The organism is Pandoraea horticolens, from assembly GCF_902459555.1.
Lineage (GTDB): Bacteria > Pseudomonadota > Gammaproteobacteria > Burkholderiales > Burkholderiaceae > Pandoraea > Pandoraea horticolens.
This window is the reverse complement of record NZ_CABPSM010000017.1, coordinates 94942-107951: the sequence shown is the minus strand read 5'-3', so window position 1 is coordinate 107951 and position 13010 is coordinate 94942. Positions and strand designations below refer to the sequence as shown.

Genomic DNA, 13010 nt, shown 5'->3' with positions numbered 1-13010 from the left:
CGGTTGGACGTGATCGCGCCGCCGGCGCCGCCGCCAACCGCACCTCCCACCACCGCACCGGTGCTGCCGCCAAGCGCACCGCCCACGGCCGCGCCCGCCACGCCGCCTAGCGCGCCGCCAAGAGCATTGTTCATATCACTGGCCGAAGCCGTCAGGGAAGTCGTTGCTACCACGGCGGCGATCACCACCATCGGGAAAATTCGCTTGAGCATGAGTCTTGAAGTGGATTCGAATGAACGCGAGGCAAGTATAAAGACGCATCGTCTCGCCGCCACTACCTCAATGTTTCACTTCTCGTAAGGTCAGTAACGAAATGTTACCTTGCGTGCGTTCGCTGCGATTCGGCTATACGGCCTCGCTGCCCGCACGGCGCCGCGACGGCACCTTCATCTCGGCCACATAGCGATACAACTGGGTGGCTGCGGGCGAGAGCGGCCGCGCCTTGCTCCGGATCATGCCGACGCGCCGCGTCACCACGGGATCGACCAGCGGCACGCTCGTGAGCAACGGATGGTCGCCGCCCGGCATCGCCATCGTTGGCACGGCCGCCACGCCCAGCCCCGCCTCGACCAGTCCGAGCATCGTCGTCACATGCTGTGTCTCGCAGATACTCGGCGGGCGTTGCGGCAGCGCCGTCAGCGCCTGATCGAGCAGCAGGCGGTTACCTGAGGCCTTCCCGACGGTGATGTAGTCGTACTCGTAAAGCTCTCGCCACGTCACCCGCTTCTTGCCGGCGAGCGGATGGTCGCGCCGGCACGCCGCCACGTAACGCTCCTGCAGCAGGAGCCTGAACTCGATGTTCGGCTCCTGACTGCCGATGAAATTCAACCCGAAATCAGCATCGCCGTTCACCACGGCGGCAAGCACCTCGTTGGCGCTGGCGTCGAGCACGGAGATGCGGATGCGCGGATACGCCCGGTGGTAGCGCGAGATCACCTGCGGCATGAAGTAATACGCGGCAGACGGTACACAGGCGATGGTCACGTGCCCGAGGCTCGACGACGCCACGTCTCGAATCCCCAGCAGCGCGTTATCCAGATCGTCGAGAATCCGTTCGGCATCGCGCGCAAACGCGCGCCCGACGTTAGTGAGCGCCACGCGTCGCGTGCTGCGCTCGAAGAGCTTGACGCCCAGCGCCTCCTCGAGCTTGTCGATGCGGCGTGAGAGCGCAGGCTGCGAGAGGTGAATGGCTTCGGCCGCGCGGCGAAAGCTCGCGAGTTGCGCCACCGCGCGAAAGGCCTGCAAATCGTTCAGATCGAAATTGATCGCCATGACATTGGAGGGATGAAAGTCGGGCAAGCGCCGCACGCGGCCCGGACACCGGGGGACCGCCGCAGGTTCGGGCGTGGCGCAGAGTGTAACGTGTTACCGCTCGGTAGGCGCATTAGCATCGTACGATTGATAGCATATGTGCATCAATCTTTCCAAAACTTGCAATTCACAACCGGGGAACTTCCGGCGCACCATTGGCGACTTCAAAAAAGCGTCCGTGACGGTTCGACACGTCCCTGGCAGAGACGCAATGCGACGATTCATTGGTGGCCCGATCCCCCGGGCCGCAAGCAAAACGGAGACAGGGTATGTCACAGCGCCCCCAAGACGCGGTTTCGCGTCGCCCATCGAAAGCCGGCGCGGTTCTGCGCGTGACGGCCGGCAACTTCCTCGAGCAGTTCGATTTCTTCCTGTTCGGTTTCTACGCCACCCAGATCTCTCGCGTCTTCTTCCCGACGGACAGCGAGTTCGCATCGCTCATGCTGACCTTTGCCGTTTTCGGCGCGGGTTTCCTGATGCGCCCGCTCGGCGCCATCGTGCTGGGCGCGTACATCGATAACGTTGGCCGTCGCAAAGGGCTGGTCACCACGCTGGCCATCATGGCGAGCGGCACCATTCTCATCGCCTTCGTGCCGGGCTACGAAACCATCGGTCTGGCAGCGCCGGTGCTGGTGCTGATCGGCCGTCTGCTGCAAGGTTTCTCGGCCGGTGCCGAACTGGGCGGTGTGTCCGTGTATCTGGCGGAAATCGCCACGCCGGGCCGTAAGGGCTTCTACACGAGCTGGCAGTCGGCGAGCCAACAGGTTGCCATCGTGGTCTCGGCGGGCCTTGGCTTTGTGCTCTCGCTCACACTGACGGCGCAAGAGATCGCCTCGTGGGGCTGGCGCCTGCCGTTCCTCGTGGGCTGCATGATTGTGCCGGTGATCTTCGTGCTGCGCCGCTCGCTTCAGGAGAGCGAGGAGTTCAAGCAACGCAAGCGTCACCCGTCGGTCGGCGAAGTGTTCCGTTCGATGGCCGCCAATGCCGGCGTGGTGCTCGGCGGCACGATGCTCGTGGCGCTGACCACGACGGCGTTCTACCTGATTACCGTCTACGCGCCGACGTTCGGCAAGAGCGTGTTGCACCTCTCGAGCGCCGATGCGCTGCTCGTCACGCTGTGCGTGGGCGTGTCGAACTTCATCTGGCTGCCGATCGGCGGCACGCTCTCGGACCGCATTGGCCGTCGTCCGGTGCTGCTGCTCTTCGCGGGCCTCACGCTGGTGAGTGCCTATCCGGTCCTGTCGTTCCTCGTGCAGGCACCGAGCTTCACGCGCATGCTGATCGCGTTGCTGTGGCTCTCGTTCCTGTACGGTATGTACAACGGCGCGATGATCCCGGCGCTCACCGAAATCATGCCGCCAGACGTGCGCGTGGCCGGATTCTCGCTGGCCTATAGCCTGGCGACGGCGATTTTCGGCGGCTTCACGCCCGCATTGTCGACGTATCTGATCCACGCCACGGGCGACAAGGCCGCACCGGGTTACTGGATGAGCTTCGCTGCGTTGTGCGCAATCTGCGCGACGCTGGCGCTTTATCGTGGCCGCCCCGGCGGGCAAGGCCGCACCCGTACCGAACTTGCCGCAGGCTGAGAGAGCGCGCTATGAAAAACACTTCCACCTCCGTGCGTGCGAGCGCTGTCCGACGCCTGTTCGCCACGCTCGGTGCGGGCATCGCGATGACGGCGCTGTTCGCTGCCACGTCCGCTCACGCAGAAGACCTGCGCGTGATGAACTCCGGTGGCTTCACGGCCGCGTACAAGCTGTTGCTGCCCAAGTTCGAGGCATCGAGCGGCGATCATGTCGACACGGCTTGGGGCCCGTCGATGGGTAAAGCGCCGGAGGCGATCCCGAATCGTCTGGCGCGCGGTGAGTTGGCCGACGTCGTCATCATGGTCGGTTACGCGCTCGACGATCTCATCAAAGCGGGCAAGGTACGCCTCGATTCACGCGTCGATCTGGCCGATTCGCGTATCGGTGTCGTCGTCAAAGCGGGCGACACCGTACCGGACGTCAGCACCCCCGAGAAGCTGAAGGCGGCGCTGCTGGCCGCGAAGTCGGTCGCGTATTCCGACAGTGCCAGCGGCGTGTATATCGAGCGTGAGCTCTTCAAGAAGCTGGGCATCGCCGAGCAGATGCAAGGCAAATCGGTGATGGTGCAGAAGACGCCCGTCGCCGAGAAGGTGGCCGCGGGCGACTACGCGCTGGGATTGCAACAGGTGAGCGAACTGCTGCCGGTCAAGGGCGCGGTGTTCGCGGGCAAGATTCCCGAGTCGCTGCAATCGGTCACGCGCTTCGCGGGCGGCGTACCAGTGAATGCGCCGCATCCCGAAGAGGCGAAGAAGCTGCTGACCTACATGGCTGCGCCTGCCGTTGCGAAGGATGTCGAGTCGACCGGTCTCGATCCGCTGACGCACTGATGCGCCGGGCATCGCTGAAGATGTGAACTAACGTATTTCTACCGCCGTGGCGGACTTAATTTTCCCCTCGGCATCCTTGGCGGGTTTGACCGACAATGGCGTGTCAGACAACGGCGTCGCACCGATCGACGCCACCGCCAAGGAGATAGACGCATGGCCATCGTGCCAGACCTGCCCCCCCTGGCTGCCCAAACGAGTGCAGCCGCAGCCAACACCACGGCTACCCCCGACACTCCCCTGAACGATGTCGTCGCGCTCGATGCGCTCGCGCTGTCCGGCGCTATTCGTACGCGTCAGGTTTCGTGCCGTGAGGTGATGCAGGCCTATCTCACCCATATTGCGCAGTACAACCCAGTGGTCAACGCCATCGTGTCGCTGCGAGATGCCGACGTGGTGCTGGCGCAGGCCGACGAGCGCGACCGGCAACTGGCGAACGGTCAGTATCTTGGCTGGATGCACGGCATGCCGCACGCGGTGAAGGATTTGGCTGCCTGTGCCGGATTTCCCACGCGCAAGGGCTCGCCTTTGACGTCGGCAGACCCCGACACGCAGGACAGCATCAGCGTCGCGCGCATCCGCGCAGCGGGTGCGATTTTCATCGGAAAGACCAACGTATCCGAATTCGGACTGGGTTCGCACAGCTACAACCCGGTCTTCGGCACCACGCGTAACGCCTACGACACAACGCGTATCGCAGGCGGCAGCAGCGGCGGGGCAGGCAGTGCGCTGGCGCTGCGCCTGCTGCCGGTGGCGGACGGCAGCGACATGATGGGATCGCTGCGCAACCCGGCGGCGTTCGGCAACGTGTACGGCATGCGCCCGTCGCAGGGCCGTGTGCCGTATGGCCCGACACCCGAAGTCTTCGTCCAGCAACTGAGCACTGAAGGGCCGATGGGCCGAACGGTGGCCGACGTCGCCCAATTGCTCGCAACGCAGGCCGGCTACGACGCGCGCAGTCCGCTTTCGCTCGCCGGCGAGACGCCGCCGTTCGCGAGTGCGCTATCGCGTGATGTGAAGGGCGTGAAGCTGGGTTGGCTCGGCGACTACGGCGGTCATCTGCCGATGGAAGACGGCGTGATGGCGTTGTGCGAGGCGTCGTTGCGCGACTTCATGGCGATGGGATGCGACGTGGAGCCGTGCATGCCCGACTTCGCGCCGGACCGGCTGTGGCAGACGTGGCTCACGCTGCGTCACTGGCTCGTGAACGGTTCGCTGGGCGCGATGTACGCCGATCCGGCGCGTCGCGACAAGCTTAAGCCGGAGGCGCAATGGGAGGTCGCGGGGGGCGACGCGTTGCGCGCTGCCGACGTGTTTCGCGCGAGCGTCGATCGCAGCGAGTGGTACCGCTCGCTTGCGCGGTTGTTCGAGCGTTACGACTTCCTGTTGCTCCCGTCGGCGCAAATGTTCCCGTTCGATGCGCAATCGCACTGGCCGACGTCCCTGGCGGGTAAGCCAATGGACACCTACCATCGGTGGATGGAGGTCGTGATCGGGCCGACGCTGGCCGGATTGCCGGCGATCAGCGTGCCGGTCGGGTTCGATGCGCGCGGTTTGCCGATGGGACTGCAAATCATCGGACCCGCGCAAGCGGATCTTGCGGTGCTGCAACTGGCGTACGCTCACGAGCAGCAAACACAGTGGGTACGCCGCCATCTGCCGTCGATGCTCACCGGCACTGTGCGGGCCTGACGGCCCTGCGAGGATGTGCGGGCGGCGCTCCGGCTGATTCCGGCCTATTCCGGCTTATCGGGAGCGCGCGGCCTGCGCTTTCGCGCGCAGTGGCCGCAGCAATTCACCCAGTGCGTTGTGATCGATCTCGTGCATGAGGGCGAGCAAGCGGCCGATCTCGCCCGGCGGGAAACCTTCGCGGGCGAACCAGCTCAGGTAGTTGCCCGGTAGATCGGCGATGTACGTGCCTTTGTGTTTGCCGAATGGCATGGGCGTCGTGACGAGGCGCATCAGCGCGTCGGCGTCGAAGTCGAGCATGGCGAAAGGGCGCGACGTGCGGCGCGCGTGGCTGGGACGGAAAGCGTCACGCTACCACACGTGGCACGGGGTGCGCCGATGACCCCGTCACCTTTTACCCCTCGCTTCAGCCCGCTCCGCCTCCCCTCACCTCACACTCGCGACGTCAGCAATTGCCAGCTTGCCGCACCGAACACCACGGCGAGGCATCCGTCGAGCCAGCGCCGAATGCGCAGATAGACGCGCCGCGCCGTGAGTGTCGAGAACAGCATCGCGTAGCCGCAGAACACCGTCAGCCCGAGAACCACGCAACCGGGCACGACCGCGATGGGCATGGCGCCGTCTGGCGTCGAGGACAGCGCGACAACGGACACCCATCCCAGTATGGCCTTCGGATTGGTGAGGTGCATCAACGTGCCGCGCAGGTACAGACGTTTGAGCGACACCATGCCGCTGGCGTCTGCGGGGACGGACTGCGTGGTACGCGCAGGGCGTAGTGCAGATCGCGCGGACTTTAGCGCGAGCCACAGCAGATAGACCCCGCCGAAGAGTTTGATGGCGATGAGGAACTGCGCGTAGGCGAGCAGCGTGGCGGCAATGCCGAGCATGGCAACCGTCGCCCAGAACAGCGAACCGGACATGACACCCAGCGCGAACGTCAGCGCGGGCTTGCGGCCGTGCTTTGTCGCAATGGACATAATCGCCAGATTGCTTGGCCCCGGACTGGCCGCGCCAATGAAATACGCCGTGTAGGCGAGCAGGAGATGCGCTGAGAGCATGCTGTTGGCGACCATGGTGAACCTTGTGCCGGAGGGCAGGGAATCTTCGGAGTGTCGGCGCACATGGCGTGCGGCGCCATAGACAGTTCGTCAATCTCCGGCCGAGCCAATTCGCGGCGGGTTGCCATGCCCTCATGCCGTATGACCGCCCCGTTGGGCGGTCATCGGCACCTGCGGTTGCCTCAGACCTTGACGGGGAAGCGCCGGTCAAACGTGGTTTTTACGTCAAGCGGTTGCCGGAGCAAGCCGACTTGCGAGTAAAAGTCGGCCGTGCGCTGTTGCTCTGCGACGAGGGCGTCGTCGATGTTGCGCCATTTCGTGGCGCGTCGCGAGAACTGTAGTTTCGCGGCCTCGGGCGGAATGCCGACGATACGCGCCATGGCCGCAGAGAATGCATCGACATGCTGATACGACCAGACCTGGGCACGCACGGCGCGCGCGAGGAAATCGCGCAGCACGTCCTGTTTGCTCGCGATGGCGGCGTCGGTCGCCGCGAGATAGCTCAACCCCGACCAGAGCCCGCGTCCGTTCACGAGCACGCGCCCGCGTCCGGTTGTCTCCGCCACGGCGGTGTAGGGCTCCCATGTCGCCCATGCGTCGACCGAGCCGCTGGCCAGCGCGGTGATGGTGTCGGCTGGCGGCAGGAAGCGGAAGTTGACGTCGTTCGGCGCCAGCCCGGCGGCAGCGAGCGCCTTGAGCGTGACGAAGTGACCGATGGAGCCTCGCGTCGTGCCGATGTTTTTGCCCTTGAGGTCGGCGGCGGTGCGCAACGTGGCGTCCGGCCGAACGATCACGGCGGTGCCGTACGCATCGGAGCGATTGGCCCCGATGATCTTGATGGCGGCACCTGCCGACAGTGCAAAGATCACCGGTGCGTCGCCGATCGGACCGCAATCGACGGCACCTGCATTGAGCGCTTCGGCCAGCGGTGCCGCAGCGGGGAACTCGGTCCATTGAATGTCGTAGGGCAATGCCTTGAGTTCGTCTGCGGCTTCGAGCAGCGCACGCAGTCCGCCTTTCTGGTCGCCTGCCTTGAGGATCGGGCGGCCGGATTGCGCGTAAGCAACGCCGGGCAGGGCGAGTGTGGTCAGTGCACCCGCCGCACTGGCGGTCGTGACGTATTGGAGAAAGCGGCGTCGGGAAATCGTCATGATGAAAGCCTGTGGTGGATCGGAAAAAGGGGAAGCCCGGTGCGGACGCTGAACGATGGCTAGTGCACGAAGCCGCCTTTGACGAACCGCACGGGGTCGTCGTCCATTTGGCGCAGCGTGGCGGTGAGCGGGTCGGCGCGCAGGGCGGCCTGAGCGCCGTCCGGCAGGACAGTCGACGTCGTGCACATCAGGCCGCCGTCGGCCCAGCCCCGGCGTCCGGCGGGGGCGAGGGCACGCAACCAGCCGTCACGGTCCGCCAGCCATTCGGTGCCTGCGACGCTTGACGGGGAGGCCCCGGCAATCTGCGCGAAGACCTGCCACGCTTCGGGGTCATCGGCCACGCAGTCGGCTCGCGCGCCGAATAGGGTTGTGACGTTGGCCTTCGGCGTACGCTCCGGGCGTTGCGCCGCCACCTTGCGAATGCCAGACGCTTGATGCGGTGACGGGCCATTGCGCTCGACCAGCAGGGTGAGGAAACGCGGGTCTTCAAACGGGGGCGGATGATCGGCATCCACGGCGACGACGCGCACCCGCTGGTTGCCGCGCCACGCGGCGATATTCCGGGTGGGGCCGTTGGCGCACTTCACCGCGAGGGAGGGCAACGCGATCGGCACGGGCCAACTGCCGCCAGCGGCCATGCCGGCCGACGCCGAGAGCACGCGCATGTAATCGAGTGCGGCCCAGATTTCGCGGTCGCTCAGCCGTCCGGCGAAGCCGGGCATGGTCCTCCCCCGATCGTCACGCATGCCATACAACACATGCCAGAACAGTTCGCCGTCTGCGCGGCGGCTCAGCAGCGCACTCGCCATGGTCGGTGGCCAACGGTGCAACGTAGACGCCAGCGGGCCTTCGCCGCGTCCGTCTGCGCCGTGACATGCAACGCACTGGGCCGCATAGACACGTGAGCCTCGCGAGATGCTCTGCACGGTGAAGCCCGTCGGGCTCGTATGGAAACTGGTCGGCACGGCGGCCGTCAGCCAAAGCGATGGGGATGGCCACGGGGCCAGCACCAGTGCGCCGACGGCGGTGGCGAGCAGCCAGCGCCACGCGCGTCGCCAGAACAGCGCCAGCAGTACGCAGGCGAGGGCAAACGCGATGGCCGCGAGCATCCCGCCGAACTGACGGGCGAGGGCGACGTCGATGACGAGATTTTCCCCGGCGATGCGCACGTCCCATGGCCACGCGGGCGCGCCGTGTGAATCGCCGGTGACGCCGAGCGCATAGAGCGTGCTCAGCCAGGCGGACTGCACGCACTGGAGGGCTTGCAGCAGGGCGTTAAGCCAGAGATGCGAGGGTGGGGACGTCATCGGGCGCGCTCCGCCGGGAAGCGATCCGATGACTCCGATGACGGCCGGTACGTCGACTTCATCCGCTTTGTGATACCACGATCTGCACGATTACCAGCTCGCATCGAGCCCCAGGTGTCGGAGCGCTTCGTGGCGCAGTTTGGTAATGCGCGCGTCGCCGCGATGGCGCGGATAGGGCAGATCGACACGTAGTTCCGCCACGATCTTCGCCGGGCGCGGGCTGAACACGATCACGCGTTGCGCCAGGAAGAGGGCTTCCTCAACGTCGTGCGTGACGAGCAGTGCCGAGAAGCCGGCGCGTTGCCACAGATCGACCAGTTCGCTTTGCATCGCCAGGCGCGTGAGCGAGTCGAGCTTGCCGAGCGGCTCGTCGAGCACCAGCAGGCGCGGGTCGTTGACGAGCGCCCGGGCGAGCGCCACGCGTTGCGCCATACCGCCGGAGAGCTGATGTGGAAACGCGTCGGCAAACTCCGAGAGGCCCACGCGCGCGAGGGCCTCGTCGACTCGCTGGCGTTCCTTGCCGAGCACACCACGGGCTTGCAGACCGAGCGCGACGTTATCGCGCACGCGCCGCCATGGGTAAAGCGTCGGGTCCTGAAACACCACGATGCGCGACGGATCGGGACGCGTAATCGCCGTGCCGTCCTGTGTAATCGTGCCGCGCGTTGCGGTCTCAAGTCCGGCGACGAGGCGCAGCAACGTGGACTTGCCGCAGCCACTTGGGCCGAGCAATGCCACGAACTCGCCGGGCGCGACGCTCAAGTTCACACCGTCGAGCACTTGCAACGGTGCCTGCTGCGTGCCGAACCAGTGATCGACGCCGCGAATATCGATCCGCGCACCGGTGTCGTTCGCGGAGGTGGCGCCGTCGCTCGCGGGATGAGACGCCGGAGCGTGGGCGTCCCGCCGGTCGAGTGTGGGAGAAGACGTTGCGGCGCTTACCATTTGACGGTTCCTTTCTGCCACGCGAGCGCGCGGTCTCGTACGGTGAAGAGCAGCGTAATGACGCCGGAGAAGAGCAGTGCCATGACAATCAGGGCGGCGTACATGTTCACGTAGGAGGCCCAGCCTTGCGCCCATGTGAGGTACCAGCCGAGGCCGGACTTCACGCCCATCATCTCGGCGGTGACGAGCACCGAGAATGACGCCCCAAGCCCCATGAACAGACCGACGAAAACGTTGGGCAGCGCAGCGGGAATCGCGACGCGCAGCACCAGAAACGCATCGGACGCGCCGAGCGTGCGGGCAACGTCGTAGTAGCTCTTGTTCACCCCGGCGACGCCCGACCATGTGAGCACCGCGACAGGGAATGCCGTCGACAGCGCGATCAGGAAGGTTGCGGCCGAATAGCTCGACGGAAAGAAGTAGAACGTGAGCGGCAGCAGGGCGGTGGCAGGCACCGGGCCGAGCACGCGCAGTATCGGATGCACCCAGTAACCGATCGCGCGCGACCAGCCGATCGACACACCGATCAGAAAGCCTGCGATGGCACCGAGTCCGAAGCCGATGCCGAGTAGCTTGAGCGTGTTCACGGCGCTGTCGCCGAGGCGTCGCCAATCGTCCGTATAGACCTCGATGAGGGCTTGCGGCGGGGCGAAGAACGGCGTGGGCAGCGATCCGGTCTTTGCGGTGAGGATTTCCCACGCGGCCAGCACGAGCGCGATGGCGACGAGCCACGGGCCCGCGCCGGTAAGTGCTTCACGCAAACGCAGCAACGGCGGGGTGGCGCGGCCCGCGACCGACAGCACCGCGAGCAGGGCGGCGACGACGAGCGCGAGCGCGCCCAGCTCATCGGTAAAGGCCCAGTCCGAGAAGCCCACGATCTTGTTGGGCCAGCGCAGCGTGAGCGCACCGAAGGCGGCCCATGCGAGCGCGGCGGCGAATCCGGTGCCCCACAAGGCGGGCGTGCGGGGGGCGGCGAAGCGTTGATCGATTTCGGTGTCGTCGAACCGGGGCACGGGCACACGCAGCGTTGTGCCCTCCGTCTGTTCGGCGAGCTCCAGTGCGCCGGCGGGGGAGGCCCCGCGTAGCGCAGCGTTGTCGAGAATGGCACTCATGGTCGTTTATCCCAGGACATTGGCGTAGACGTGCTGCGCCAGTTTCTGCGGGTCGGTGCTCTTCTTGAGCACACCGATGCGGCGGAAGTCGTCGGCGAAGAAGGCGATTTCATCGCGCAGGTCTACGCCGGTCGGATGGTGCGAGTAGGTGAGCGTCGCGTACAGCTTGCGCAGGTCTTCGGGGCTGATCTTCGGCGAATACTTGGCGAAGATCTTCGCGGCCTCGTTCGGGTTCTCGTTCACGAACTCGGTGGCTTGCACGATGGAACGTGCGAGCGCGCTAGCTGCCGCTCGGTCGTTGCGCACCAGTTCCCCGCGCGCGCCGATCACGCAGCACACCTTGCGGGCGTATTCGCCGCTCAGGTTGGTGGCCAGTTCGACGTACGCGCCCTTGGTGCGCTTCTCCAGCAGATACAGATTCGGGTCGCCGTCGGCAATCGCCTGAATCTCGCCCTTGTCGACGGCCACGCCAAGCAGGTCGGCCGGGTACTGACGCCAGGTGATGTCGCGCTCGGCGTCGATGCCGTTCTTAGCGAGCAGGATCTGGAAGAAGTGTTTGCCCGGCGCGGCAAGGTCGGATACGCCGATGGTCTTGCCCTTGAGCGCGGCAAGCGACGTCACGCCTGCGGCCTTCGCGCCCAGCAAGCGCACGCAGCCGCCATGCGAGCTGCCGATGATCTTCACGTCGAAACCGGCTTCGAGCGGCTTGAGCCAGCGGTGGATCATGCCGACGGCGGCGTCCGCCTTGCCAGTGGCAATCGATTCGAGCAACTGGTCGGTCGAGCCGCTGTAGTTGATGAGGTCGACTTGCAGGCCGTTCTTCTCGAAGAAGCCGCGTTCCTGCGCGGCGACGATCGGCGTGAGGCAGAACGAGTTCTGATTCCAGGCGAACGTGAGCTTGCGCGGTTGCGACCACGCGCGGCGTCCGAGCAAGAGGGCGGGGGCGGCCAGTGCGGCGGCCGCGCTCGCGCGCAGCACCTTGCGGCGGCCGGGGCGAACTTCGTGTTGTGTCGTGACTTCCGAACCGTTGGCGGTGTGACGAAACTTCATGGATACGACTCCCCTGATGATTTCTGATGATTGTGTTCGGGTGGCGAAATGGGGGCGAGCGAAGCACGCCCCGCAATGTCAATCGAGCAGATCCGGTTCGGCGGCAACCAATCCTTCGTAGAGGCTTTCGAACGAGTACAGCGCGCCTTCCGGGCCGCCGACCTGACTGTGGGTGTGGCGCGCCGTCGCATCGTCGATCGGCTGCGGCGTGCCGGCGGCTTCCGCGAGCAACTGCGTGTGCGCGGCGTTCTCGAGGGCGATGTACCACCATGCGGCGGCCTCGACGGTCGGGCCCGCTGTGAGAATGCCGTGGTTCTTGAGAATGACGCCCTTGACCGTGCCGCTGCCGTCGGGCTTGTTCAGCGCGTGCGCGATACGGTTGCCTTCGCTGTCGTCGACCACCATGCCGGTGAAGTCGTCGAACAGTGCGTGGTCTTCGAAGAAACCGCATGAGTCCTGCGTGAGCGGATCGAGCGGGCGTCCGAGCGTCGACCATGCCTTGCCGTAGGTCGAGTGCGTGTGTGCGGCGGCAACGAGATGCGGATGGGCCTCGTGAATGGCCGCATGAATCGCGAACGCGGCCTTGTTGAGCGGCCTGTCGCCCACGACCGTCTCGCCCTTGGCATTGACGAGCAGCAGATCGGAGACCTTGATGCGCGAGAAGTGCACGCCCAGCGGATTGACCCAGAAGTGGTCGGTCAGCTCGGGATCTCGCGCCGTGATGTGTCCGGCCAGTCCGAGGTCGAAGCCGTGCCGCGCGAAGATGCGAAACGCGGCGGCCAGACGTGTCTGGCGGTGGCGGCGCTCGGCAAGCACATCGTTGCGCACCGGTGGCGCGTCGAACCAGAAGCGCTGCTGCGGCGCGGTGTTGAGCACGAGCCCGGTGGGCGTGGTGCGTGTCGGGGCGGGGGTGGACGTCGAGCGGGCGAACGTGTGGGTGTCGACGGGCAGAACGGCAGCCATGGGGTGTCTCT

Annotated in this window: 12 protein-coding genes and 1 pseudogene; 3 read left to right on the top strand and 10 right to left on the bottom strand. The window is 65.7% G+C overall.

Features of this window, described 5'->3' with window-relative positions; translation table 11 throughout:
* Both PHO31112_RS22550 and PHO31112_RS22545 read right to left on the bottom strand, forming a co-directional pair.
* A pseudogene (locus PHO31112_RS22550) lies at window positions 1-212 on the bottom strand (hypothetical protein); the annotation flags it as partial.
* 133 nt (window positions 213-345) lie between these two features.
* The gene (locus PHO31112_RS22545; RefSeq protein ID WP_150623270.1) at window positions 346-1272 is read right to left on the bottom strand and encodes a LysR family transcriptional regulator; all 927 of its coding nucleotides are present in this window, start codon (window positions 1270-1272) and stop codon (window positions 346-348) included.
* Window positions 1273-1580: 308 nt separating this feature from the next.
* Here PHO31112_RS22545 and tcuC point away from each other — a divergent pair, with 308 nt between their 5' ends.
* The 3 genes from tcuC to PHO31112_RS22530 all read left to right on the top strand — a co-directional run bounded on the left by tcuC (window position 1581) and on the right by PHO31112_RS22530 (window position 5416).
* Complete coding sequence (gene tcuC / locus PHO31112_RS22540) at window positions 1581-2900, top strand: MFS transporter (protein WP_150623268.1); 1320 nt, start codon at window positions 1581-1583, stop codon at window positions 2898-2900.
* A gap of 11 nt (window positions 2901-2911) precedes the next feature.
* Window positions 2912-3727, top strand: a complete 816-nt coding sequence (locus PHO31112_RS22535; RefSeq protein WP_150623266.1) for a substrate-binding domain-containing protein — start codon at window positions 2912-2914, stop codon at window positions 3725-3727.
* A gap of 153 nt (window positions 3728-3880) precedes the next feature.
* Window positions 3881-5416, top strand: coding sequence for an amidase (locus PHO31112_RS22530; protein ID WP_150623264.1), 1536 nt, complete (start codon window positions 3881-3883; stop codon window positions 5414-5416).
* A 54-nt stretch (window positions 5417-5470) separates the two neighbouring features.
* Here the strand turns inward: PHO31112_RS22530 and PHO31112_RS22525 are convergent, their stop codons facing one another.
* The 8 genes from PHO31112_RS22525 to PHO31112_RS22490 form a co-directional block, all read right to left on the bottom strand.
* Entirely contained in the window at window positions 5471-5713 is a 243-nt protein-coding gene (locus PHO31112_RS22525; protein ID WP_150623262.1) for a DUF3820 family protein, read from the bottom strand.
* 131 nt (window positions 5714-5844) lie between these two features.
* Window positions 5845-6486, bottom strand: a complete 642-nt coding sequence (locus tag PHO31112_RS22520; protein WP_150623260.1) for a LysE family translocator — start codon at window positions 6484-6486, stop codon at window positions 5845-5847.
* 167 nt (window positions 6487-6653) lie between these two features.
* Complete coding sequence (locus PHO31112_RS22515) at window positions 6654-7622, bottom strand: ABC transporter substrate-binding protein (protein WP_150623258.1); 969 nt, start codon at window positions 7620-7622, stop codon at window positions 6654-6656.
* A 59-nt stretch (window positions 7623-7681) separates the two neighbouring features.
* Complete coding sequence (locus PHO31112_RS22510; protein WP_150623256.1) at window positions 7682-8929, bottom strand: c-type cytochrome; 1248 nt, start codon at window positions 8927-8929, stop codon at window positions 7682-7684.
* Window positions 8930-9019: 90 nt separating this feature from the next.
* Entirely contained in the window at window positions 9020-9874 is an 855-nt protein-coding gene (locus PHO31112_RS22505) for an ABC transporter ATP-binding protein (protein WP_150623255.1), read from the bottom strand.
* Window positions 9868-10986, bottom strand: a complete 1119-nt coding sequence (locus PHO31112_RS22500) for an ABC transporter permease (RefSeq protein ID WP_150623252.1) — start codon at window positions 10984-10986, stop codon at window positions 9868-9870. The genes PHO31112_RS22505 and PHO31112_RS22500 overlap by 7 nt, the downstream gene beginning before the upstream one ends.
* A gap of 6 nt (window positions 10987-10992) precedes the next feature.
* A complete protein-coding gene (locus tag PHO31112_RS22495) occupies window positions 10993-12036 on the bottom strand; it encodes an ABC transporter substrate-binding protein (protein WP_246178468.1) in 1044 nt (347 codons plus the stop codon).
* Between the two features lie 78 nt (window positions 12037-12114).
* Entirely contained in the window at window positions 12115-12999 is an 885-nt protein-coding gene (locus tag PHO31112_RS22490; protein WP_150623250.1) for a class II aldolase/adducin family protein, read from the bottom strand.
* Window positions 13000-13010 lie beyond the last annotated feature (11 nt).